The sequence below is a fragment of the Acinetobacter sp. YH01019 genome (genome assembly GCF_013420285.1).
Classification (GTDB): domain Bacteria; phylum Pseudomonadota; class Gammaproteobacteria; order Pseudomonadales; family Moraxellaceae; genus Acinetobacter; species Acinetobacter gandensis.
Genome location: NZ_VOYM01000035.1, coordinates 1 through 25,886, shown reverse-complemented (window position 1 = coordinate 25,886; position 25,886 = coordinate 1). Strand labels below are relative to the sequence as shown.

Genomic DNA, 25,886 nt, shown 5'->3' with positions numbered 1-25,886 from the left:
AGGCTCTTTTTTGAAGAGCCTTTCTAAATTAAGCAAAAAATTTAAGAATTAATTGAATAACTGTTGCGTTAATCAAATCAACAAAAAAAGCGCCACATAGAGGTACGATTAAGAAAGCCTTATGAGATGGGCCATACATATTGGTAATGGCTTGCATATTTGCAACGGCGGTAGGTGTTGCGCCCATACCAAAACCACAATGACCTGCCGCTAAAACCGCAGCATCATAATTTTTGCCCATTACACGGAAAGTGATAAATGCAGCATACAATGCCATTGTTAATGTTTGCGCACCCAGAATGACAACTAATGGTCCTGCAAGATCTGATAGTTGCCATAATTTCAACGATAATAGCGCCATTGCTAAGTAAAGTGATAATGAAGCATTACCAAATACATCAATTGCACGATCAAAAATTTGTACGCGGAAAATGCCTTCTAATACATTACGTAAAATGACACCACCAGCTAAAGCCCATACAAATGTCGGTAATTCAAACATCGTACCTTTACTGAAAGCCGTCATAAAATCAGCAAACGCTAAACAGCCAGCAAATAGACCCAAAGTCGTAATTGCATTATCTGCGGTAATTAAGCGAACACGATGTGGATATTCAAAAGGTACATATTCTGTTGAATTAATATCAGCTAGTGGTGTGTTATCACTACGCTCAATTTGCTCATTCGTGCGCGGAGTTGCTAGGCTATAACGATTAATTAGCAACTTAGCTAATGGTCCACCAATAATACCACCAATGATTAAACCAAAAGTTGCACTCGCCATACCCAAGGCTAATGCACCTTGTATACCATGTTCAACTTCAAGAATTTCACCCCAAGCCCCTGCTGTACCATGTCCACCTGTTAAAGTAATTGAACCTGCAATTAAACCAATCAGTGGATCAATACCTAATAAAGTTGCAAGACTGATACCAACAACATCCTGCACAACAATGAAAGAAGCAACGGCTACGAGGAAAATGACAAGACCAATTCCTCCCTCTTTCAATTTGGCAAAGTTTGCGCTTAAACCAATGGATGCGAAGAAAATCAACATGAAACTGGTTTGTAATTCACTACTCGTAGTGATGCTATAACCCCAAATGCTATGTACCACCAGTGAGATTATTGCAGCAACCAAACCACCAGCTACAGGTTCAGGAATGTTGTAACGACTCAAAAAACTGATTTTCTTTACAAGAAAACGTCCTAATAAAAGAACGATCACCGCCGCAATTAAGGTATAAAATGCGTTAAAGCTAAATTCCATAATAATTTGTCCAAAATGGTTTGAATATTTATTAGTCCACTTAATAGAAATTAGTAGCTTTTATTACCTAAAATACAATTCCAATTTGTAATTTTAACCAATAAATCAAGCTTGCAGCCTATTAAATGCCAATCATAAATATTCATCATCTGATTCAAATATGTATGTCTGAGTTTAAAAAAGTGAAAACTCAATTCGACAAAACAAATCCATAAAAGTAGTTCATTCTAACTAAACCGATACTTACAACAGCATTCCCATCATAGATGAAAGACATAAATCGAATGCTGATTAGAAAAGTCGCACATTATGCGTGGAGAACAGATAAATTTCATTAATTTTAATTACAAAAAGTTTTATTTACTATAATTTAAATTTATATCTATTTGTTTTTACTTGAATGTGCACCTTTTTTTAATCTATACAAAATATAAAAAAATTGAATATTTCTGCTTTTTTTTACCATTCAGTTAATTTATTTGAATACTTTTTAATCATTTTTTTCTAAAACTTATGCGCAGTGGTGAACAGGAAAGTCCTATACCCTATCCATAAAGTTTAAAAATTTGCGAATCCAAATAAAAAAGCCTGAACAACGTCAGGCTTTTTTAATAACGATCATTTTCGTCTTAGAAGCTATATTTAGCCATTAAGCCTACACGGTTATCATTGTACGAGTTACCATCAAATGCTTTACGCTTACCGTTGATATATTCAACACCTAATTCAACTGGCTTAACTGGTGCATAGATAAAGTTAATCCACGCTTGTTGAACTTCTTCGTTTGCGTTCTCGTTATCCTCATCATTTGCATATGCATTGCCATCATCAGCAAATAATGCGCCGTACGCTAAAGTTGAACGTAGTTTTTCATTGAACTTATAGGTTGCGCCCACTTGTACCGCAGTAAACTTATTTTGTTCAATATTGCCATCAACCACAGAATAAGCACTGTTTGCGCCATATAAATAGTTGCTGTTACCTTCAGCATATGAAACGTCACCGTTCAATTTCAACTGATCAGTTACTGCATAGCTTGCACCAGCTGCAATACCAAAACCTGTTTCAGTATCATCTGCAGCTTTCGATTTATAATTTTCGACTAATGCACGTGCAGATGCTGTACCCTTGCCATCAGCAAAGCCTTGAGTCAATTTTGCAGTGATATTGGGTACGCGGTATGAAAGATCACCCGAATCTGTAGCCTTACTATCACCTTCTTCAGCAGAAACAAACAATTGTGTTTGCGGTGCAAGTTTTACGTTGTAACGCACTTGAGGGATACGTGTCGTACCACCACCAACGTTCGTAGAGAAGTCAATCATTTCAGGCGCATGGCTAGAAAGGAAGTTAGACATCGTTTGACCAAACAACCAGTCATTATACGTTAAGTATGCATGGCGAATACGGAAGCCTTCGCTCTTAACACTATCTGAATCAGCAAAATCCGCTTCAATTTTACCACCAACTTTGTTGTCTGCGCCAACTGGCGCACTAAAATCTAAACCAATGCGGGTTGTTTTAGCAGTTGCGCGTAATTTGTCTTTAGTTGCGCCTGTTGATGAAGCAACTCCGGCAAAGTCACCGTCTGAACCTTCAATGATATAGTTCGCATCACCACGAACAAAACCATATACATTTACATCAGCGCCCGCTTTAGACTTTAAACCTGCTAAAGGTGCAGCAGGTTGTGGCGGTGGAGTAGGACGTGCTTTTACTTGCTGAATTTCTGCCTGTTGCTGAGTTTGAACTTGTTGCTGTGCTTTAATCAGACTTTTAAGTTCAGCAACTTCTGCACGAAGTTGCTCAATCTCTGAAGTGCTGCTTGCCGCATGTGCCATTGACACTGTTGCTAAGCTCATTGCAACAACAAGCGTTTTCATTGGGTGGAATACAGTTTGAATTTTCATTCTAAGCTCTCTTTCGTCCTATCATTGTTTTTTAAGCCCCTTCTATGGGTACTTTATGCTGTGCTTTATTTGAGCGGACAATAATCAAACTGCCTATCTGTGCTTTAGTCGCAGTGAATAAAAATTCAATGACACACAAAGGTGAAAAGCATTGTTAACTACTGACATTCCTCATAATAATCTATTGATATTGCTGGTAGAACAAGTCACGGACAGTCCGCTCGCCCCCAATCAGATGACCAAAAACACCACATAAAATACCTTTTAAGTATAAAAACATACCCTGAAAGTATTTAATAAATTATAGATTTCCGACATCTAGTGCAACCGTGCTGCAACTAATGTCTACCTTAATTTATATATAGCGTATTACATACCAATCCATATTAGTTATATTAAATAGTCATATCTGCATGACAATTTAGAAAATACCATTAAATTTAAGCTTGAATACTCGCTTTTAACTGCTGAATTGAGTACATAGCAGCCCCAACAAACAAGAGCATGATGATTGCCATATTCAGTAATGGCTGCCAAATAAGCACACTTAGTAAAGCCCCACCAAGTAAACCGCATGCAAATTGAGCACTCCCCATGATTGCACTCGCTGTTCCTGCGCGTGCGCCCTGCTCAGACATTGCTAAAGCCATTGCATTTGGTCCGGTAAAACCAATAGATGCAACACATAAAAACATGCCAAATAGCACTCCATATAAAGACACTTGTTGCATAATAGCTAACACTAACAACACCATGACGCCTATCAATTGGATGATATTGCCAAACTGTAAACGTTGAAGCACATTAAAACGGTTCGCCAATTTCTTGTTTAAAGTTGAAAACAACATGATCCCTAGGGCATTTCCACCAAAGATATAGGCGAAGTTTTGCTGACTAAAGCCATATTCATCCATCAAAATGGCAGATGAACCACTGATATAACAAAACAATACTGCACCTGAAAAACACCCTGCTAACATCGGTTTTCTAAAGCTATCATCTTGAAAAATTGCACTGTATAAGCTGATAATTTGTTTGAAATTTAATTTTAGACGGCGCTCAACAGGCAGTGTTTCTTCAAAGAAAAAATGTACACAGCCCAAACAAAGTACCCCCACCAGCATTAACAGTGCAAAAATATACTGCCACTCAAATACATTCAGCACCCAAGCGCCCAAGGTTGGCGCAATAATTGGCGCTATCGTGGTGACAATCATCATACTGGCAAAAGCTTGTGCTGAAGCTTGCATACTCAGACGGTCACGTATGGCCGCACGAGCAATTACTACGCCCACACATCCACCCAATGCCTGAACGATTCGCGCTGCGATTAAACTCCATTCGCTATCTGCAAATATGCAAAGAAAACTCGCAGCAATATACAAAACCAAGCCGAAATACAGTGGGGTTTTACGTCCAATACGATCACTGACAGGGCCATAAATTAACTGACCAATGGCAAGCCCTAAAAAATATGCAGGCACACTATTGGCCACTTGCTGCGTTGAAACATCAAAATCATCAGCCATTTGTGGTAAAGCAGGCAAATACATATCAATGGATAATGGCCCCAATGCTGTTAATAACGCTAGAAGTAAAATCCAGCGCTGGGAAAAGTCCTTTTTTTCAGGTGTTATTGGCATAATAATATTTCGTAGATGGACAGCAAGTTTTGCAGACAAGTTTACACTGCACATAGTATTATTTCTTAGCATCTAAGTGAAAATTCACACGATACAAATCTCTTTTAGCGATAAGCTTTTGTAAAGGAAATATTTTGAACGCCTGGCTTGCACGTCTGAAACAAGCGACATATAACACGACCTTTATGTATAACCTGCGCATGATCATTGCCTTCGCAGGTACTGCCTTTGTTCCCTATTATCTTGATCAGCAACTGATGACCATTCCGCTTACTTTGGGTGTGGTTGCAGCCGGTCTCAGTGATATCGATGATCGCTTCTCTGTGCGCATCATGAACCAAATTTATACCTATATTGGTTTCTTTATCACCGCTGTTTCAATCTATGTGCTATTTCCACATCCGGTGCTGTTTGCCATTGGTTTAATTGTCTCTTGCCTCGGTTGGATTTTGCTTGGTTCACTCGGTCGACGTTATGCCACCATTTCCTATGGTTGCTTAGTGATTGCAGTTTATTCTATGCTCGGTGTTGAGTTATTTGATAACTGGTATACCCAAGCAGGCTTACTCGTCATTGGTGCTATCTGGTACGGCTTACTTTCAACGATTAGTTTTTTACTTTTCCCTGTACGCCAAGTGCAAGATAAATTAGCGCAAAGTTATTCATCTTTAGGTGATTTCTTGTTTGCTAAATCGAACTTGTTTGATGTTGATATGACACCTGAAAGTTATCAACAAAGCATGATTGAATTGTCACTTGAAAATGGCAAGCTGATTGGCATCTTCAACGACATGAAAACCGCCCTACTCACCCGTTTAAAAGGTGACCGTGGACAAAAAGATACCCGACGTAGCCTGCAATATTATTTTGTTGCTCAAGACATTCATGAACGTGCCGATTCAGCACATATTGACTATCAAAAGCTGACCCGGATTTTTGAACATAGTGATATTTTATTCCGCTTTCAACGTGTACTTTCAATCCAAGGTAAAGCGTGTAAAGATTTAAGTATCAGTATCTTACAACGAAAACCTTATCATCATAATAAACGCTTCAAGCATGCCTTTCATAACCTGAAACTCTCGCTCGAAAAGCTGCGCCAAGAACAACAATACGATGAAGTCTGGGTAAACTCACTGTTTTCGTTATACCAAAATTTAAAAGCCATTGACGCTCAACTACGTAATGTCGAAACTGAGCGCTATATCGACAAACAAGCCATTATTGAAAATCGTTTGAAAGATGATGATCTAAAAGGTTGGGACGACATCGTGGTGCGTTTTAAACAGCATCTCAGTCCTGAATCCGTATTGTTTCGTCATGCAGTAAGACTTTCGATTGTGCTGTTCGTAGGCTACATTTTTGTACAAATTACCGATATCACTTATGGATATTGGATTTTACTCACAGCGCTTTTTGTGAGTCAGCCCAACTTTAACGCCACCAAACGTCGTTTATATTTGCGCATTGTCGGAACGTTGGTTGGTATTACAGTTGGCTACGCGATTTTGTATTTTGTGCCTTCAGTCGAGGGGCAACTCCTACTGCTTATCCTAAGTGGCGTACTGTTTTTTGAATTACGGAGTAAGCAATATGCTCAAGCAACTGCATTTATTACTATTCTAGCGCTCATTAACTTCAACCTCGATGGAATGGGCTTTGCAGCTGCCATACCACGTATGATTGATACCCTTATAGGCTGTGCATTGGCATGGTTAGGCGTGAGTTTTATTTTCCCCGATTGGAAATTTCGCCGTTTACCGCGCACCATTAGTCGTTCTATTCAAGCCCAATGTAACTACTTGGCAGAAGTGGTTGAGCAATATAAATCTGGACGTAACAATGGTCTAAATTATCGTATCGTGCGTCGTGCTGCACATAATACTGATGCAGATGTGGCTTCACTTATTTCAACTTTAGCCACTGAACCAGACTTTGACCCTGCCCAAAAAGCCTTAGCTTTTGAGTTCTTATGCTTAAACCATACCTTTATTAGCTATATTGCTGCACTGGGCGCACACCGTGATAAGATTTCAGATCAGCAAGTCTTAAACTTATTAGATAAAGCATTAGAAGATATTCAAGGTGCTTTATTACGTGATGAAGTACCGGACTTGAGTTCACAAAACATGCTGCAAGAGATTCGTCAGCGCTTATCGCAAAATAATGATGATGATCAAAAGTCTTTAATTGTGTTACAACAACTTTCATTGATGTTTAGTGTGTTGAATCAATTCAGTCAGTTAAAGCAAAACTTGAGTCATGAGCATGATCAAGCATCGACTGAATTGGCATCCTTATAATTTGGATGATTTTGGAACAATATACTCACTGAATTGGTATAAATAATGCTAAACTTTTTACAGTTTTAAATCTGTTACTTTGACTATGACCGCAAAAAATTTATATGCCTATACGCTAGAGCCAGTAGCTTATGAAATTTCTGAAGAAGAACAGCGTTATGCGCAACTTGTTCTTTCGCGCAGCAATTTCAAAATTGGCCAAAAAGCGTGGCTCATCATGGGTGCTATTATCGCACTTGCAGTACTTGGACTGATCTTTATCAAAAACTACTCAACCGTATTTTGCTGGGTAGCGATTGTCTGTGTTGTGATTTACTTCCTAGTGCGTAAATTCGGCATTGAATGGTATGCAAAACGCAAACTCAGTGAAGTGCCTGTACAAGAAATCAAAGGCATCCGTATGGGTGTACAACCACATGGTATCTCTATGCAGCAACGTATGGGTGCTAACATGGGTACGATGACTGTCGGTTGGAAAGATATTCATGAATGGTACGATACTGCCGACTTCATCCTTTTAAACTTCAAAGTTAAAGGTCAAGATGGTGCGTATATTTTACCGAAACGCATGGACAGCAAAAAGTTTCCTTTTGCAACCATTCGCAAGCACTTGAACGAATCTGTTGGCCCAGCTAAATCTGTTTAATGAATTAAACCGAAATTTGCTGATATAGAAAACCTCCATTCATGGAGGTTTTTTTATGCAATTTATTCAAAACTTTATTGAAATTTACAATAATGAGAATGAATATTAATTACAAAATCCACATTCTCTGCCAAATCATCGTTTATAATTCGTCGCAATTCAGCCACCGTATATTCATATACTCTCCATCATGCTAAAAAAGACCTTTTTCCAACTTCATTGGTTCTTTGGAATTACCGCTGGTTTAATACTCTCACTTATGGGCGTAACTGGCGCAATTTATTCTTATGAACAGCAAATATTAAAAGCCATCAATCAGGACAGTTATACGGTTGTTGCTGAACAAAAATCAAAACTCAGCCCTGCCCAGCTCTATCAACATTTCAGTCAAACGAACCCTGAAATGAAAATTAATAGTATTACACTTGCACAAGACCCTACAGCTTCAAGCACAGTAAATATTGTGAAAGAAGGGGCTCGTCGTGGCTATAACATGATGGTCAACCCCTACACCGCTGAGGTTTTACCCGAAATAAAAGGACAAGCCTTCTTTCAATTTGTTCAACAATTACACCGTAACTTAACTGTCGGTCCTATTGGTAAGCAAATTACAGGTGCATGTACGCTTATTTTGATTTTCTTTGTACTCAGTGGCTTATATTTACGCTGGCCTAAAAAGCATTCAATAAAACAATGGCTCGCAGTTAAACCCAAGCTTAAGGGTCGTAATTTCATTTGGGATTTGCATGCTGTTGTAGGAACATGGGTCATTATTTTCTACCTTGTTTTAGCATGTACAGGCTTGTATTGGTCATATGACTGGTGGCGTAATGGCATGTTCAAAGTATTAGAAGTTGAACGTCCGCAGCCTCAATTACAAGTAAATCAGGGTGCTAAAAAAGATCCTACTAATAGCCAAGGCTCTGAGAAAAAAGATGCTGGGCGTGGTGAACAACATATGCGTGGCGACGGAAATAACCAAGGTCAAACGCGACAAGACGCAGAACATCGTGGTGAGAGTCATGGCAAAAAAGAAGGTTTAAAACCTGAACAAATTAATATTGCCTTAAGCCAAAGTTGGGCAGGTTTTAATCAAAAAATTGGCCGTGAATATTCATCAGTTACCTTTAATATTCCGAAAAAAGCCAATGGCGAATTAGAAATTAACTTTGTAGATGCTGTTCCACAACATGAACGCGCACGTAACAAAGCAACCTATAACTACCAAACTTCATCACTGAATGATGTTGAGTTGTATGAAGACAAAAAGCTCAATGAAAAAATCATGAGCAGCATGCTGCCTGTACACCGTGGTAGCTTCTTCGGTCCAATTTACCAATTCTTTGCAATGGTAGCCTCATTGCTTATGCCACTGTTCTTTGTAACAGGTTGGATGCTTTATTTAAAACGTCGCAAGCAGAAAAAACTGACTCAAGCAGCAAAAGCAAGCTTAGCACCGCTCAGTGTTGATCCAAATGCCAAACCTTGGTTAATTTGCTATGCCACGCAGACTGGACTTTCAGAGCAATTGGCTTGGCGTACTGCAACGAGTCTACAAGAAGCGCGTCAACCGGTGAGTGTTAAAGCTGTTCAACAGTTAAGTACAGAAGACTTACAACAGGCGCATCAAGTGTTATTTGTTGCAAGTACTTATGGCACAGGTGAAGCACCTGATTTAGCCAGCAGTTTTGAACGAAAATTTATGCGTACAACGCTAGATTTGAAGCATATTCAGTTTGCAGTACTCGCGCTTGGCTCTCAAGAGTATCCAGATACATACTGTAGTTTTGGTCATGCGATTGCGGCTTGGATGACGAAAAATGGTGCTCAAGCACTTTTCAAAACCATAGAAGTAAATAATGCAGACACCAATGCCATTGAAGCGTGGAATGCGGCACTAGCAAAAGCATCAAAGCTTGAACTGCAAGCAATGAATATTATCAAAACCTTCGACACTTGGACTTTAACCCAACGTAGTTTACTTAATCCAAATAGTTTAGGTGCGCCAGCATTCAATATCGAATTAAAAGCGCAACATGAAGCAAACTGGCAAGCAGGTGATATTGCAGAAATTCAACCAGGCAACAGCCCTGAACGTATTCAACACTTTATGCAGCAACAGCATATTCCAGCAGAACAATTGGTCGATTCAACTCAGCAAACAATTGAACAAGCCCTTTGGGATAAAGATTTAACTGTTGAAATTGAGCCATTTGCCAATCTAGATCATTTACTAGAACAACTCCCGACTCTACCATCGCGTGAGTACTCAATTGCCAGCATTCCAAGTCAACAAGTTTTACGCCTTGTGGTACGTCAGCAATCTAATGCGCAAGGTGAATTAGGACTAGGTTCAGGTTGGTTGACTGCACACGCACCACTAAATACTCCTATACAGCTTCGCATTCGTACCAATGCATCATTCCACCTCATTGATGACAATCGACCAGTGATTTGTATTGGTAATGGTACAGGTATTGCGGGTCTAATGAGTCTACTCCACTCACGTGTCCGCCAAGACTACACCCAAAACTGGTTAATCTTTGGTGAACGCCAACGTGCGCATGACTTCTTCTATCAAGATGTCATCGAAGCGTGGCAGACCACAGGCTTTGTGCAGCACATCGATTTAACTTTCTCTCGCGATCAGCAAGAAAAAATCTATGTGCATCATAAGCTGCGTGAGCAAGCAGAACGTTTACGTGCATGGGAAAAACAAGGTGCTGTCATCTATGTATGCGGTAGCATTCAAGGTATGGCAACTGATGTTGATCATGCCCTGATTGATATTCTAGGTGAAGATACAGTTGAGAAAATGCGTAGCGAAGGTCGTTATCGCCGTGATGTTTACTAAGACTGCTCTTTAAGATCGTCATTTAATCTTCCTCAAAAAACCAGACGCCATGTCTGGTTTTTTATATGCGCAGTTCTATATTCAGCTTTTCAATAAAAGTGACTAAACTAGCGACAAGTAAAAAATGTACGATTTAAATGAAAAAAATCTTGTTAATTATATTTGGCACCCTACTCTGCGCGGATGCTACTTGGTTATTGGCACAGGACAAGATAAATCTTGGCATTGTACTCCCGCTAATCATTGGCATTTTTTTTCTCATCTGTAGCTGCTTTTCTGCACCAATTCAAAAGCTTTTAAATCGCTATCCCTACATTAAAGTGCTTTATCGTGTTTGTTGGAATATATTTTGGGTATGGCTATTTAGCTTATTCCTTTTCTTTACCTATCTACATTTCAATAATCATAAAAATAATTCCGTAGCTCAAGTACAAGCAATCGTAGTACTGGGCAGTGGTATTGAAAATGGACAACCCTCACCTACGCTAAAAGCTCGTCTTGATGCGGCAGCTCGGGTGGCAGTCACTCAACCACAAGCGGCCATCATCATGACTGGTGGATTAGGCTTTAATGAAAACATTACTGAAGCGGATGTCATGCAACGCTACATACACACATACCACCCTCAAGTTAGCAATAAAATTTATCAAGAAACCCATAGCACAAGTACTGAGCTAAATTTAATCAATACTAAAGTGATATTAGAACAGTTAGATATTCCGCTAAATGCTCCAATTGCAATTGCTACTAGTGATTTTCACTTACCGCGTGCACAAGCAATTGCAGCAAACATAGGTTATTCAAACATTTACCCTATCAGTGCGCCTACACCACTTTACATACGCTATAACGCATGGCTACGTGAATATTTTGCATTCATTAGTGGCTGGTTGTTAAATGAATACTAAAAAACCGTGTATTTATAGAGATATACACGGTCGAAGATGAAAATTAGTTTAGACGAATGGTTCTAGGCAAGGGTATTTTGATGTTTTCAAACACTTCTGGGCGCTGTTGATAGACCTGATATAAATAATTTTTAATATCGAGTAGCATCTTTTCAGGGGCAACCAAAATATTTTGCCCTTCAGGCGTTAAATCCAAAGAAACAGTAGTATTTTCGCTACGTAAAAACGGGATCACTTTTTCAATAAAATCTTTCAAGCTGATTTCTTGAATCTGGTAATTTGCCCAATTATCTTTAATAAGCAGTCGTGCTAATCCACGGTTTTGCCAAATTGCAAATGAGCGTTGACCTGTAGGTGTTGCGCAAAGTGCCCAACCATCTTGATAAAGCGCAATAACACCACCTTGAGCAACCATATTTTCAATAAATTGCTTATAAGTATCTTGAGGATTGTAATTAGTAGTTTGAGTTTTCGACGCGGCCTTGCGCTGATATGGATTTCTCATAGATCACATACGATATTAAAATTATTATAGAGCGGATTCTATGAAAACTAGAGAGATTAGGCAAGTATTATAAGAGAATATGGTGGGCGCTGACGGGATCGAACCGCCGACATTCTGCTTGTAAGGCAGACGCTCTACCAACTGAGCTAAGCGCCCTGAGGAATAAAAACAACGCTGTTGTTTTTATGACGCAAGACAAACGGATACGAAGTCTTGGTATTTGAAACATCTTAAATCTCAGGAATTTAAGATGTTTTAAGATAAATGGCGCAGCGGACGGGACTCGAACCCGCGACCCCCGGCGTGACAGGCCGGTATTCTAACCAACTGAACTACCGCTGCATCACGATGCTTCTTGCGAAACACAACCTATATCTTAAAAGATATGGTGGGCGCTGACGGGATCGAACCGCCGACATTCTGCTTGTAAGGCAGACGCTCTACCAACTGAGCTAAGCGCCCTTTAAGGGTTACAACTTTTATATTCTTTGAAATGGCGCAGCGGACGGGACTCGAACCCGCGACCCTCGGCGTGACAGGCCGATATTCTAACCAACTGAACTACCGCTGCATCACAAAAAATATGGTGGGCGCTGACGGGATCGAACCGCCGACATTCTGCTTGTAAGGCAGACGCTCTACCAACTGAGCTAAGCGCCCTCAAAAGGTCTATCATGTAAATGGCGCAGCGGACGGGACTCGAACCCGCGACCCCCGGCGTGACAGGCCGGTATTCTAACCAACTGAACTACCGCTGCATTTACACAATGTCGCTATTGTGGCAAACGTATGATTGAGATTTAAAGTGGCGCAGCGGACGGGACTCGAACCCGCGACCCTCGGCGTGACAGGCCGATATTCTAACCAACTGAACTACCGCTGCACTATAAAATCTCAAACAATATGAAAGAAGCTTGGTGGGCGCTGACGGGATCGAACCGCCGACATTCTGCTTGTAAGGCAGACGCTCTACCAACTGAGCTAAGCGCCCTTTCAAAACATGTTCATCGTTTGATGAGGTGCATTATAGAGAATCCTCACCGAGTGTCAAACGCTTTTCTAACTCTTTTCCACTTTTTCTGTTTGAGTGATTAAAAAATAAGTTATATTGCGGAAAAATCAGTATTTTTGTATGTTTTTTAGCTTTAAATTGCACTTTTTTCTACAATTTAATTCCTCTAATTTATACAACATTCACATAATCTTCGATAAAACAGACTAGTAATAAAAATCACAAAACCAATTTAAGCGTATTAATTGTACATTCATTTTTATTAAGCAGCATTTGTTTACTGTAATAAATGATGAACTCAAAATTTTAAGTACATTTAAAACAATTCCATTGCCCCTAAATGCATCTTAAAAGCATTAAATATTTAATTTTCTAGTAAGTAATCAATACAACAAAAGCCCTAAATGGGCTTTTGTCTAAATTAAAATTTGAAGGATCCTTTCTACATAACAGATTACTGACAGTTGCAGGGTCACTAGAATATGTAATGCGTAAATCACAACACAGCTTAAAAGACTGAACTAAATAACTTAACCAAATGATCTCAACTTACTTTTCTGATATATAAACTTTCGCATCAATTGGCACCAAATTAAATAATTCAACAACATCATCGTTTCGCATACGAATACATCCATGCGACATTGGTATTCCCATCGGCTCTGTATCAGGTGTTCCATGTATATAGATATAGCGCTGATAGGTATCGCAGCCCTCTCCTTGATTAAATCCTGCTTCTAAGCCACTTAACCAAAGAATGCGCGACAAAATCCAGTCACGCTCAGGGTATTCGGCTGCCAGTTCGGCATCGTAGACCTCCCCAGTCCACTGGCGTGCTTTAAAAACCGCATTTTTAGGCTCATTCGCACCAAATTTTTCAGCGATTCGATGCCAACCTCGTGGTGTCTTGCCACTATTTTCCTGCTCACCAATACCATTTTTACCTGTCGATATGACATAAAATTTATTGAGTTTTGGCAGACTCAAGGTTTGATCTTTCAGATTGATCAACACATCTGCTTGATCGATTGAATAATCAGACATGTTCTTTCTCTTTTTGTACTGAAGTCGTTGTTTTAGATTGATCGATTTGAATGAATTCTTTGAGTGGTTCTGGTCGTTTCCATAACCAAATACTGACTGCCAACATGGTTAAATTTGTAAAAACTTTGACCAATAAGGGTGCATTGGTAAAAAGCATGAGTATCGCACTAACCAACATCATCACGGATGCAAACCATTTGGCTTTTCTAGGCACGGTGCCATTTTCACGCCAAGCACGCAGTGTAGGACCATATTTAGGATGATTTAACAACCATGCATCCATTTGTGGCCAGCCTTTTGAAGCTGCCCATGCAGCTAGAATTAAGAATACCGTTGTTGGCATACCTGGCAATAAAGCACCTATAAAACCCAATATGACAAAGATGACCACCAAACTTCGCCAAAACAACGTTTTCATACAACAACCCTAAGTTTGCAATTTATGTAGTATAAAGTGTTTTCAAGGTTTATCCGTTGTTATTGTGCATTATTCTCAAGGTTTATCTATGTCTCATCTGATTGATACAACGCCATTGTTTGAGCCTTGGTTAAATTATAAAAATCCACTGGTACGTCAACTCGCCTTTTGTATCGCCAGTCCTGGCATTTTGCAGCACCTACCAAACGAATTATCACTCGTACATTCATTCCAGCTGCCTGCAAGCGGACTATGGCAACAGCATTGGCAACATTACCATCCACGCTTGCTGCAATTGGATAAAAATGTAGATGAACTCGTGGATTTTTTACAGAAATTAAAAAGCACCCGTTTGGGCTTACGTTTTGAAATGTTTATTTGGTTCTGGTTGTTGGATCATCATTATCATCAATATGAGCTGTTGGGACACAGTATTCAAAAAATAGATGGGCCTAGAACTGTCGGTGAACTGGACTTTGTCATTCGTAATACTGAAACTGATGAAATTGAACATTGGGAGGTCGCATTAAAGTATTACCTCGCAGAACGTGATTACACACTTCCCTTTTGGTATGGGTTAAACCGCAGTGATACCCTCAGCCGAAAACTGAATCATTTTAGTCAAAAGCAATTTCAGTTTACAGAGGCTTTAAATGAGCAAATCCAGCAGCGCTATTGCATCTTGAAAGGTCAGCTTTATTTACCACAAAACAATCCGCAAGAACTGCCTGACTGGGTGAATCCACATCGCAGGATTGGTGAATGGGGATACCAAATACCGTCACGAGATCAAAATTTCTATCGCCTGCAACGACATGAATGGATTTGTCCACAACATCGACCGAGTAGTTTAACTGCACAGTGGTGGACAGACGGCTTATATAAACAGGCAGATCAAGAACACTATTATATGTATCGGCAACCACGTTTAATACTTCCCCAAGTTTAAAGTTATAAGCTGAGCTAATTCATTTTTACATTTGTTTACCGAACCACTGTAAAAACCACCTACTGTTTAAATCGGTGTTTTTTTACTCTAAATCACACAACAGAATAATTTATCTTAAAAAAATTATTCATTCATATGGAGAATAAGGTCAATGAATAAAATTTTAGCTGCTTCACTCTTGGTTGCTTTTGTACTGACTGGTTGTAATACAGTAAAAGGCGTTGGAAAGGACGTATCTAAAGCGGGTGATGCTGTAACCAATACAGCTGAAAAAACTTCAGATGAAATTCGCCGTAATTAATTTTACTGCCGAGTAAAAAGAGCCCTATTTTAATAGGGTTTTTTTATATCTAAATTTCCCTTTCATCACATGATTCGCCTATTATATTGCGACATTTTTGATTTCTGTAATTAGCATGACCTCAACAGCAACTCTAGATCTCAGCCTTGAACTATTACGCCAACCTTCGGTTACGCCTATAGACCACACTTGTCAGAACATCATGGCAGATCGCTTAGCCAAGATTGGCTTTAATATCGAAAACATGCGTTTTGACGATGTCGATAATTTATGGGCACGTAAAGGCACTGAATCACCTGTATTCTGCTTTGCGGGTCATACAGACGTGGTTCCGACGGGAAGTTTAGATGCTTGGGGTTCAGACCCGTTTCAACCTGAAATTCGTGATGGCAAACTTTTTGGTCGTGGCAGTGCGGATATGAAAACTGCTTTGGCAGCAATGGTGGTTGCTTCTGAACGTTTTGTTGCTAAACACCCGAATCATAAAGGTTCAATTGCTTTTCTCATCACTTCAGATGAAGAAGGACCTTCAATTAATGGCACGGTTAAAGTTGTTGAAACTTTAGAAGCGCGCAATGAAAAAATGACGTGGTGTTTGGTTGGTGAACCATCAAGTACGAACACTTTAGGTGATATTGTAAAAAATGGCCGTCGTGGTTCATTAAATGCCAATGTGACCATTAAAGGTAAACAAGGCCATGTTGCCTACCCACATCTGGCTGTTAACCCTATTCACACTGCTTCAAAAGCGATTGCAGAACTTTGTGAAACTGTATGGGATAATGGAAACGAATACTTTCCAGCAACCACTTTCCAAATTTCAAACATAAATGCTGGTACTGGGGCAACCAACGTCGTACCAGGTACGATGAATGTTTTATTTAATTTCCGCTATTCAACTGAAGTAACTGCGGAAGAACTGAAAGCACGTACATTAGAAATACTCGATCGCCATGGTGTTGAATATGATATCTCATGGACATTATCTGGTTTACCATTCCTAACGCCAGTTGGTGAATTGGTTAATGCTGCACGTGATGCGATTCGTGAAGTTACTGGCACTGAAACTGAACTTTCCACCAGTGGTGGAACGTCGGATGGCCGCTTCATTGCACCTACAGGGGCACAAGTGCTTGAGCTTGGTGTATTGAATGCGACAATTCATCAAATCAATGAACATGTAAATGTGGAAGAACTTGAACCACTTTCTGAAATTTACGAACAAATTTTAGTGAAGCTTTTGGCTTAATCTACAGCACAGAAAAAAAAAGGAACTCATCAGAGTTCCTTTTTTACATCGATTTTTTATGCAATACCGATACTGGCTTGAATATGAGCCAAATCAGGAATATGAAAAACCTGATCTGCCATACGAACATATTGGAAAATATCAGGATCTGTCCCCGCTTTTTCCTCATCAACCACTTCAGAAATACGCAAACGAATTGTTCGTGGCATTTGATTACACATCAAAGCAAAACGCTGTCCAACATCGTCTCCTTCAATAACCAATGCCACCCCAGTACTTTTTTCAGGGTCATTGACGGTGTAAACAGGCAGTTTCAACTCATGCCATTCAACAAACGGAACTTGAGTCTGACTATCGAGTGCTGACAACACAATGTTCTGCGGCAACAACATGGGTTCTTTGCCATGGCAATCAATGATATATGCATCGATAAAACCCGTTGAAACAGTAATCAGATGTTGCAGCTCTTGCTGATCAATCTTTTCACTTACAACTTTAGATACAGAGTTTTGGCTCATGGATTACCCCTGCTTTTCTGCGATTAATGCTTCAATGTTGGCAAGTAATTCAGCCTCTTGGAATGGTTTACCCATATAGTGAGTCACACCTAAGCTAAATGCGCGTTCACGATGTTTTTCACCGGTACGCGAAGTAATCATAATGATTGGCAAATCGCGATGTATATCATGGTGACGTACCAAGTTGGTTACTTCAAAACCATCCATACGAGGCATTTCAATATCTAGCAACATCAAATCAGGACGGACATTTTCAAGCTGCTCAATTGCATCCACACCATCTTTAGCCGTTACAATGTCATAACCTTGGCGCTCAAGTAGACGAGACGTTACCTTACGTACCGTTACCGAGTCATCGACAATCATAACGAGGCGACGTGCATTACCTTGACGGCTAAGATCACGTTGATCGATTGATTGCTTAATGCGTTGAGTAGTTTGAATCTGACGTGCAATATTTTGACCATCAAGAATCAAACACACCTGGCCATCACCCAAAATCGTTACACCAGCAATGGCACCGACACTGGTAAACTGCTGACCAATTGGTTTAACCACAATTTGCGAGCGTGAACCCACAAGCTGATCTACCAAGAGCGCAATGGTTTGCCCGCTGTTACCTTTGATTAACAGGACTGGCAGTGAATGTGCCACATTGCTTAAACGTGGTACTGGCTGGTTACCTACAAACTCAGATAAATAACGCAGTTTGTAATTAGTATTGTCAATTTTGAAGAAGTCTTCTTTACCATTGAAATAGCCTTCTAGCGCTGACGGTGCAATACGAACAATACGTTCAATTTGTGCAAGTGAAATCGCATATTGCTGATCACCGGCTTTCACCATCAAGGCATCGCTGACCGCTACAGTTGTTGGTACACGAATGGTAAATGTCGTGCCTTTGCCCATTTCTGAGTCTACAGATACATGGCCACCCAACGCTTTAATTTCACTTTGTACAACGTCTAGACCAACACCACGACCTGAAATTTGGGTCACTGCTTGCGCAGTTGAGAAACCTGGATGGAAGATTAATTGTAGAATTTCTTGTTTATCTAAGAATTGGTCTGCTTTGATTAAACCTTGTTTTAAAGCTTTTTCTTTAATCTTCGCTTCATCAATCCCTTTACCATCATCACTGAACGATACCAATACGTCTGTACCTTGACGGCTAATATTCAAGACAATATTACCCACTTCTGGCTTATTCAATGCCAATCGCTCAGCTGTATCTTCTAAACCGTGGTCAATCGCGTTACGTAGCATATGCTCAAACGGAGTCACTAAACGCTCTAGAATGGTACGGTCCAATTCACCTTCTGTATTTTGTACCACCAATTCAGCTGGACGGTTCAAAGTCGAAGATGTTTGTCGCACAATACGCTGTAAACGCGGTAGCAAACGATCAAAAGGCACCAGTCGAGTACGCATTAAGCTTTCTTGAATTTCTGATTGAATACGTGATTGTTGTAATAACAAACCTTCAGCATCACGGATTTTTTCAGACAATGTACTCTTAAAATCGACTAAGTCCGACGCAGATTCTGCAAGTGACTTTGATAATTGGTTAATCGATGAATACTGATCCATTTCCAATGGGTCGAAATCGGCATAACGTGAATTTTCAGAACCGTGCTTGGCAATAATTTGCGACTCAAGCTCACCATCCATTCGACGTAACTGATCAGCAAGACGCTTAATCGCCAATTCCATTTCATTGAGGGTATTCCCCAATTGCCCCAAATCCATCTCAATACGCGAGCGGTTAATCGAGTTCTCACCAGACAAGTCAATCATCTTCTCAACCAAGTCAGCTGAGATACGAATCATTTCATTGCTGTTATCAGTATTACTTGCTTCGGCCCATTCACCTAGCATTGAAGGTGGTTCGACACCATCACCTTGAATAAATTCAAAGCCTTTAGTCACAATACCTTGATCAATTTCAGCAACACGATTTGGCAACTGAGCCGTAACGTCGACATATTGAATGGATTCAAGACTTAATTTAATGCTGTCAAAGTTACTATAATCTTTATTGAAAATAGCTTGTTTTAACCAGCTTAAGGTGGTTTTTAATAAACCATCGTAGGCATTCGAGTTGAAATGATGTACCGCAAATTGTTCAAATGTGGTTTCAACTTGGTAGGCAATCGACGCAACAGGTTCATTTTCAACCATACGTGCGCCACCTTTAATACTGTGGGCTGCACGTTGCAATTGAAGTAATAAGTTACGGTCACTACGTTGCTCAATCCAATGATTCAGCAATTGGGTCGCTTGTTCTAAAATTTCTTCCGATTCTTCAAGGAAGGTTTCTTCCATAACGGCACGAAGGTCATCGTCAACATCTTGTCCATGTTCAGCAACAGCATGTTCTAAGATCTCAACAGCTGAATCTTGAGCAATCTCAATCTCTGATGCAGACAGAGGCTCATCAACAACTTGTTCTGTGTCTACAGTATTGTTATCAGCAAATTGCTCTACAACAGAAATATCATCAACCACCGCGGCAGGTTGATCAAGCTGTTCAGCTGGCGCTTTCACGTCAACATGTGATACCTCACCCGTAGAAATCGATTGGATATTCTGTAAAATATCAATGACCTGATCTGCTGGATAATCAATGGTTTCTTCACGAATCGTTTGAATACGGTCAGCAATATCATCTTGAACCAAACGAATAATCTGAATTAAGCTCGGGCTCACACTGATTTGCTGGCGAATAATCCGTTCATAAATCGACTCTAGCTCATGCGCAATTAACCCCACATGTGATGCTGAAATCATGTTTGCACCACCTTTCAGTGTATGCAAATAACGCATGAGGTTATTCAGCGCCGCTGTATTGCTTTGATCACGTGTCCATGTACTCAGGTCTTGGTCAATACCAACCAATAATTCTTCCGCTTCTTCAATAAAGATATTTAATAAATCTTCATCAAAATCACGGTTAGCAGCATCTGATTGCTTTTGTTGATGATCTTGCTGAACGCGCTGACTTAATAATGCAAAATCAACGCCTTTGATAGCCGTTGAAGTTGAGGTTTGAACATCGTCAACACCATGTATTTCAGTCTGAGTCACTGGTTCTTCAGCTTCAGCTACCTCAACAACATCGGCAGACTTAAGCTTAGCAAACTGTTCAATATCTTGCTGAACATATGCAGTTAATTCAGCTAAGAATTTCTGTATATCTTCACTTAAAACTACACGTTGACCTGCTGCCAATGTGTCAAATAACTGAATGAACTCTTGATGTGCTTGAGCAAATAACTCATATGCATAATCAGCGTGCAGTAATTCAGGCTTTTGAATCAGTGCTTGATATGCAGCATTTAATTCTGTCGTAAAGTCATGAATACCGACTGACGCACGTGTATTGGTATGATCAGCCAATTGCTGTGCTTGCTGACTCAACGTTTCAATATAACTTGGGAATTCTGCGAGTGCGCGTTTATCAAACTCAAATTCGGCATCTAATAATTGATCAATATTTAATTCAATCAACTTAGAAACCAAGCCTTGAGGATTGTCTTCTGACTCTAGATGTTCTTGACTTGCAAAACCATAGTCTTCCCAAGCTTTGTTGAATGTTGCATATATCGATTGTAAGTTATCAGTATTTCCAGCACGTAATACATGTAAATAATCACGAACAAATTCAGCATATTGAATTAACAATGCAGCTTCTTTCGATGATGAAACAATCTCTTCTTGTAGTAATGTTTTAAATAAGTTCTCTACTTTTGAGCTTGCTTCAAAAATTTCATCAATTTGTGCCATCGATGAACTTCCACGCAATGTATGTAACGCGCGGATTAAGCCATTATAGTCCTGTGATTTTGAATCTTCGGTTTGTAAGAACTGATCAATTGTTGATAGATGCTCTTCTGCTTCTTCAATAAAGATCGTCAGGGTTTCAGCAACCAGAGCATCATCAAAGTCATCAGCATTATCTGTTTGTTCCAGTTCATTCACTACTACAATTGTTTCAGGCGCAGGCGCTACTTCAACAGCTTGATCAACAAGCTCTAAACCTGTAACACCATCTTCACTGTTTAAGCTATCTGCTAAACCAAGCAGCTCTTCCAATGCTGGCTCTAGGCTCATATTTTGTTGTAATTGCTGACCTAGTAAAACCAATGGACGCAAGTCTACATCCAATTCTGCGACATTTTTGAAGCGTGGATAAAGTTTGTATTGATAAACGTTTAAAACAGTTTTAGCAAATTTTTGAACTGTAGGTGTTAACTGAACTGAACCCGCAATCACACGATTGAGTGTATCTTCAACCGCCCAAGCCGATTCACCTGCCGATTTCGCCCCGACCATACGACCTGAACCTTTCAGCGTATGGAAATGGCGACGAATAGTCGTGAGGGTTTCTTTATCTTGTGGATTGTCTAGCCAAGTTGTAAATAGACCATCTAATTCAGCGAAGATCTCTTCTATTTCTTCAACAAAAATCTCAAGAATTTCTGCATCTTGATCAAGATAACTATCTTCAGGAAGCGTAGTCGTTTCAACTAAATTTTTTAATATTTCTTTCATAGCTAAGGCTTCTTATGTTTTGCCACCAAGAAGGTTGCTCAAACTTAATTGTAACCATCACGCAAGACTCAACCGTGGGTCAAGTTCATCTTGTCGATGTGTTATCTGTAATCGATGTAGCGTCCTACCCTAAAGTAGGACACCACGATAATGCGCCTGACTTATTCTGGAAGTTTAAAGTCAGATACAGATTCACGTAATGATTCGGCCATATTTGCCAATTCAGATACCGAACGTGCAGTATCAAATGTTGCAGTCGTTGTTTGCGAGGTAATTTCCTGTACAACGTTCATCGTTGTTGCAATATGACCTGCAGAAGCAGACTGAAGTTTTGCAGCATCCGAAATGTTTGCAATCAGTTTTGCAAGGTTACCCGATACAGACTGAATTTCATCAAGTGCAACGCCGGCATCCTTAGATAAGTTCGCACCACGTACAACCTCGGAAGTCGTTTGCTCCATCGAAATTACAGCTTCGTTAGTATCGGTCTGAATGGTTTTTACCAAGCCTTCAATCTGTTTGGTTGCAGATGCAGAACGTTCCGCAAGACGCTGTACTTCATCCGCTACCACGGCGAAACCACGACCAGCTTCACCAGCCATCGATGCCTGAATAGCAGCGTTCAATGCCAAAATGTTTGTTTGGTCGGCAATATCGTTAATCAAGGCTACGATGTTACCAATCTCTTGAGATGACTCACCTAGACGTTTAATACGTTTTGAAGTTTCTTGAATCTGCTCACGAATCGTATCCATACCTTCAATTGAACGGTTTACGACATCTGCACCATTTGCAGCAATTTGTACTGAACGTTCTGCTACCACCGCTGACTCTTCTGCGTTTGAAGATACTTGGTCAATTGACATTGCCATTTCGTTAATCGCAGCAGAGGCACCAGCAATCTCTTGCGCCTGATGCTCAGATGCTTCAGCTAACTGGTTGGTAATACCCTGAGTATTCGCCGTATATTGTGCAACCTCTTGCGATGTTTCAGTAATACGCGATACCAGGTCACGTAATTGATCAATCGCGAAGTTAATCGAATCGGCAATCGCGCCCGTGAAGTCTTCAGATACCGTTGCGTATGAACGTAAGTCACCGTCTGCAAGATCGGCGATCTCGTCAAGTAAACGCAAAATCGCATTTTGGTTACGGTCATATTCTTCTTGTAAACGACCCACACGGTGTTTATCTGACTGACCACGTAAAGAAAGTAATTTGAATACACAGATCAAGAATGCTGTTAATGCAAGAATTAACAATACCGCTGGTAAAATCGTTTTAAGACCAGTATTTGAAGACAATTGGTTTAAGTTTTCTAATAACTTATCTGACTCAGCAAAAATTTGAGAAGACGCTTTACGTACGTTCACAATTTGCGAAGAGTTTTTCAGAATTGTTGCAGCAGCTGATTTAAGTACATCATCGTATTCAGCTTTAATGCCTTCTAAAGACTCACGAAGTTCTGGGCTTTCAATACGTTGTACACCCAACTCAGCACTACCATTTAATTGTGCTTCTAAGTAAGAACCAAATGTTTCAGTATCGGCACTGAAGTCATCTGCAGATTCACGTGAACTGTCTGAACCAGAAAGTACAGAACTGATCGAACGTAAAATACGTTCCGCAATAAACACCTGGTTTTTCGCAATAACCACCTGGTTTGACGGCATGTCTTGACGTGCCATTTGGTCAACCATCAAGTTATATTCAGCCTGAATCCCTGGAATCGTTTCACCGATTGCAATGTTCGTGTCGTATAGCTTGTTAATGATTTTTTGTTGCGACGTAATTAAATCAATACTTTTTGATACTTCAGCCCACTGAGTATCAACTGATTTCAATGCATCAGTATTGGCGTGAATATCTTTAACAGTTTCTAAGTTTTCTTTGAAGCTGTTTTGCGATTCAATCAATTTCTTCATTGAATCTTCAGTACCTGAAGCGGTTGCTTCAGTTGCCTGACGAGAAATCGTTTGCGATAGAAGACGTAATTCACCAAGACTACGTGTTAATTCGTTCCCACGAGGTACACTGTAGAAGAGATAGAATAAGATGAGTGTTGCAAACACCAATGAACCAATCGCACCATAAATAAATGGTTTAGATTTTTCACTGTCCCCAAATACGCGTGATAATTGATCTGTTTGTGACTGCAATTTTGCCAGAAAAGCATTACCGCCTTTACGACTACCCGTGCTTTCACTCGTATTTTTCTTTTTAAGTTTAAAGCCCATTCAGCTTCTCCCCGATTACGCCTTCTTTCGTAGCTGCGCGATAATTAATTTATAAATTTTATAGATGCGTTCATATATTTTGGATTTTGCAGTAAACGACTGAAGAGAAATACATTCCACTGCTGGTTATGCTGGTGGAAATACCCCTGACAATATTCCTGTAAATTACTATCCAACTCATTATGTTTAGAAAAATAGCTTTTCTTATTAAAGTGCTGAATACCCAAAACTTGATCGACGACTAAACCGACATAATGGTCATTATGACTAATACATAAAACTTTCTGAGTAGGTGAAAAACTACTTCTGTGACCTGTTATATATTGTGCAAGGTCGGATACCGAAAGTAAGCGCCCCCGAATATTCGAAAGTCCCAACACCCATGCTTGCGTGTTTGGAACTGGCGTATATTTTGGTGGATAGATCACTTCAGATACTTCACCAAGAGGGGCAACGAAATATTGCCCCATCATCTCAAAAGCAATGCCTGACCATCGGTTTACTTCATTTTCTGTAGAAACATAGTTTTTGTTTCCACGTTTTGCTATTCGAAGTAATTCGATAAATCCATTTGCTGCCATAGAGCGTTATCCTGCATTGAGGTGTTGCTTAATCACATCAATTAATTGTTGTTCATCTACAGGTTTTGTTAGATAGTCACTTGCCCCTTGGCGTTTACCCCAAACACGGTCAGTTGCCTGATCTTTGGTGCTTACAATCACAATTGGAATGTGTTTTGTCGTTGCACCACGTGCGATTTGGCGTGTTGCCTGGAAACCGTTTACCCCTGGCATCACCACATCCATTAACACGAGGTCTGGAAGTTCGGCCTGCGCCATGGTTACACCATCTGCCCCGTTCGAAGCTTCAATGACTTCAAAGCCATGTTTGCCCAAAATTTCCTTAAAACGGAATGTCTCAGTCGGTGAATCATCAACGATTAGGATACGTGCCATGCTTTTCCCCAATAAAAAATCTAATTAAGCTGTTACGTGGTTACGGATTGCATTCAGTAATTCATCTTTACTGAATGGTTTTGTTAAATATTCATCCGACCCCACAACACGGCCTTTTGCTTGATCAAAAAGACCGTCTTTACTTGAAAGCATAATGACTGGAATATTTTGATAATTTTGTGAATTTTTGATTAATGCGCAAGTTTGATAGCCATCAAGACGCGGCATCATAATATCGACAAATACAATATCTGGATTTGCTTCTGCAATTTTTGAAAGCGCTTCAAAACCGTCAACGGCTGTAACCACCTCACAACCTTCACGCTGAAGAAGTGTTTCGGCTGTACGACGGATGGTTTTTGAATCGTCAATGACCATGACTTTTAGATTTTGGAATTTATCGTCCATTTATTGACCCTACCCATTGAGGCTGTACAAACAATTAAGTTAGTAGCTTTATTCTTTACAAGTTGTGAACATTTTAGGACTTACGCACTATTATTTATAGATTCTCTGTGGTAGCAGATGATTTTTATCGAGAATAAAGTCATCAATGAAGTTTTTGATAACTGGTCTAAATAATTTCTTCTGCCAACGATATACATTTTC

The 25,886-nt window shown here is 39.9% G+C and carries 18 protein-coding genes, 8 tRNA genes and 3 pseudogenes; 7 read left to right on the top strand and 22 right to left on the bottom strand.

Features of this window, described 5'->3' with window-relative positions; genetic code table 11:
• Positions 1–28: 28 nt before the first annotated feature.
• The 3 genes from gltS to FTT84_RS09725 form a co-directional block, all read right to left on the bottom strand.
• Entirely contained in the window at positions 29–1,270 is a 1,242-nt protein-coding gene (gltS, locus tag FTT84_RS09735; RefSeq protein ID WP_067764515.1) for a sodium/glutamate symporter, read from the bottom strand.
• 629 nt (positions 1,271–1,899) lie between these two features.
• A complete protein-coding gene (locus FTT84_RS09730; RefSeq protein WP_180081068.1) occupies positions 1,900–3,180 on the bottom strand; it encodes a DcaP family trimeric outer membrane transporter in 1,281 nt (426 codons plus the stop codon).
• A gap of 440 nt (positions 3,181–3,620) precedes the next feature.
• Positions 3,621–4,823, bottom strand: coding sequence for a multidrug effflux MFS transporter (locus FTT84_RS09725; RefSeq protein WP_180081076.1), 1,203 nt, complete (start codon positions 4,821–4,823; stop codon positions 3,621–3,623).
• Between the two features lie 134 nt (positions 4,824–4,957).
• On the opposite strand from FTT84_RS09725, the gene yccS reads away from it, so the two are divergent.
• The 4 genes from yccS (at position 4,958) to FTT84_RS09705 (ending at position 11,534) form a co-directional block, all read left to right on the top strand.
• Entirely contained in the window at positions 4,958–7,126 is a 2,169-nt protein-coding gene (gene yccS / locus FTT84_RS09720) for a YccS family putative transporter (RefSeq protein WP_180081066.1), read from the top strand.
• A gap of 85 nt (positions 7,127–7,211) precedes the next feature.
• On the top strand, positions 7,212–7,772 hold the full coding sequence (locus FTT84_RS09715) for a YcxB family protein (RefSeq protein ID WP_180057805.1): 561 nt from the start codon (positions 7,212–7,214) through the stop codon (positions 7,770–7,772).
• 190 nt (positions 7,773–7,962) lie between these two features.
• Entirely contained in the window at positions 7,963–10,626 is a 2,664-nt protein-coding gene (locus tag FTT84_RS09710; RefSeq protein WP_180081064.1) for a sulfite reductase flavoprotein subunit alpha, read from the top strand.
• Between the two features lie 137 nt (positions 10,627–10,763).
• Positions 10,764–11,534, top strand: a complete 771-nt coding sequence (locus FTT84_RS09705) for a YdcF family protein (RefSeq protein ID WP_180081062.1) — start codon at positions 10,764–10,766, stop codon at positions 11,532–11,534.
• Between the two features lie 43 nt (positions 11,535–11,577).
• On the opposite strand, the gene FTT84_RS09700 is transcribed toward FTT84_RS09705, so the two are convergent.
• The 11 genes from FTT84_RS09700 to FTT84_RS09650 form a co-directional block, all read right to left on the bottom strand.
• Positions 11,578–12,039 (bottom strand): DUF2750 domain-containing protein, encoded by a 462-nt coding sequence (locus FTT84_RS09700; RefSeq protein ID WP_067764532.1) that lies wholly within the window; start codon positions 12,037–12,039, stop codon positions 11,578–11,580.
• A gap of 80 nt (positions 12,040–12,119) precedes the next feature.
• Positions 12,120–12,195, bottom strand: a tRNA-Val gene (locus FTT84_RS09695).
• 109 nt (positions 12,196–12,304) lie between these two features.
• Positions 12,305–12,381 (bottom strand) — tRNA-Asp (locus FTT84_RS09690).
• A gap of 44 nt (positions 12,382–12,425) precedes the next feature.
• Positions 12,426–12,501: transfer RNA gene (locus FTT84_RS09685), tRNA-Val, on the bottom strand.
• A 32-nt stretch (positions 12,502–12,533) separates the two neighbouring features.
• Positions 12,534–12,610 (bottom strand) — tRNA-Asp (locus FTT84_RS09680).
• Between the two features lie 13 nt (positions 12,611–12,623).
• Positions 12,624–12,699: transfer RNA gene (locus tag FTT84_RS09675), tRNA-Val, on the bottom strand.
• Between the two features lie 21 nt (positions 12,700–12,720).
• Positions 12,721–12,797, bottom strand: a tRNA-Asp gene (locus FTT84_RS09670).
• A 48-nt stretch (positions 12,798–12,845) separates the two neighbouring features.
• A tRNA-Asp gene (locus FTT84_RS09665) sits at positions 12,846–12,922 on the bottom strand.
• A gap of 32 nt (positions 12,923–12,954) precedes the next feature.
• Positions 12,955–13,030, bottom strand: a tRNA-Val gene (locus tag FTT84_RS09660).
• A 570-nt stretch (positions 13,031–13,600) separates the two neighbouring features.
• On the bottom strand, positions 13,601–14,095 hold the full coding sequence (elsL, locus tag FTT84_RS09655) for a cell wall-recycling L,D-carboxypeptidase ElsL (RefSeq protein WP_180081060.1): 495 nt from the start codon (positions 14,093–14,095) through the stop codon (positions 13,601–13,603).
• Complete coding sequence (locus FTT84_RS09650) at positions 14,088–14,513, bottom strand: YbaN family protein (protein ID WP_067764538.1); 426 nt, start codon at positions 14,511–14,513, stop codon at positions 14,088–14,090. Before FTT84_RS09650 ends, elsL begins: the two co-directional genes overlap by 8 nt.
• Before the next feature lie 88 nt (positions 14,514–14,601).
• Here FTT84_RS09650 and FTT84_RS09645 point away from each other — a divergent pair, with 88 nt between their 5' ends.
• The 3 genes from FTT84_RS09645 (at position 14,602) to dapE (ending at position 17,012) form a co-directional block, all read left to right on the top strand.
• The gene (locus FTT84_RS09645) at positions 14,602–15,462 is read left to right on the top strand and encodes a DUF1853 family protein (RefSeq protein ID WP_180081057.1); all 861 of its coding nucleotides are present in this window, start codon (positions 14,602–14,604) and stop codon (positions 15,460–15,462) included.
• A 151-nt stretch (positions 15,463–15,613) separates the two neighbouring features.
• Positions 15,614–15,763 carry an entericidin A/B family lipoprotein gene (locus FTT84_RS09640; protein ID WP_067764544.1) on the top strand — a complete coding sequence of 50 codons (150 nt, stop codon included), beginning with the start codon at positions 15,614–15,616 and terminating at the stop codon, positions 15,761–15,763.
• A gap of 115 nt (positions 15,764–15,878) precedes the next feature.
• A complete protein-coding gene (gene dapE, locus FTT84_RS09635; RefSeq protein WP_180081055.1) occupies positions 15,879–17,012 on the top strand; it encodes a succinyl-diaminopimelate desuccinylase in 1,134 nt (377 codons plus the stop codon).
• A gap of 56 nt (positions 17,013–17,068) precedes the next feature.
• Here the strand turns inward: dapE and FTT84_RS09630 are convergent, their stop codons facing one another.
• The 8 genes and pseudogenes from FTT84_RS09630 to FTT84_RS09600 all read right to left on the bottom strand — a co-directional run.
• On the bottom strand, positions 17,069–17,530 hold the full coding sequence (locus FTT84_RS09630; protein WP_067764550.1) for a hypothetical protein: 462 nt from the start codon (positions 17,528–17,530) through the stop codon (positions 17,069–17,071).
• 3 nt (positions 17,531–17,533) lie between these two features.
• A pseudogene (locus FTT84_RS09625) lies at positions 17,534–21,454 on the bottom strand (Hpt domain-containing protein); the annotation flags it as partial.
• 98 nt (positions 21,455–21,552) lie between these two features.
• Positions 21,553–22,084 (bottom strand): annotated as a pseudogene (locus tag FTT84_RS18235) (Hpt domain-containing protein); the annotation flags it as partial.
• A 161-nt stretch (positions 22,085–22,245) separates the two neighbouring features.
• The gene (locus tag FTT84_RS09620) at positions 22,246–24,321 is read right to left on the bottom strand and encodes a methyl-accepting chemotaxis protein (RefSeq protein ID WP_067764556.1); all 2,076 of its coding nucleotides are present in this window, start codon (positions 24,319–24,321) and stop codon (positions 22,246–22,248) included.
• 44 nt (positions 24,322–24,365) lie between these two features.
• A complete protein-coding gene (locus FTT84_RS09615) occupies positions 24,366–24,902 on the bottom strand; it encodes a chemotaxis protein CheW (protein WP_067764559.1) in 537 nt (178 codons plus the stop codon).
• Positions 24,903–24,908: 6 nt separating this feature from the next.
• Complete coding sequence (locus tag FTT84_RS09610; protein ID WP_067764563.1) at positions 24,909–25,277, bottom strand: response regulator; 369 nt, start codon at positions 25,275–25,277, stop codon at positions 24,909–24,911.
• Positions 25,278–25,301: 24 nt separating this feature from the next.
• Positions 25,302–25,685, bottom strand: coding sequence for a twitching motility response regulator PilG (gene pilG / locus FTT84_RS09605; RefSeq protein ID WP_004723803.1), 384 nt, complete (start codon positions 25,683–25,685; stop codon positions 25,302–25,304).
• Between the two features lie 90 nt (positions 25,686–25,775).
• Positions 25,776–25,886, bottom strand: a pseudogene (locus FTT84_RS09600) (IS701 family transposase); the annotation flags it as partial.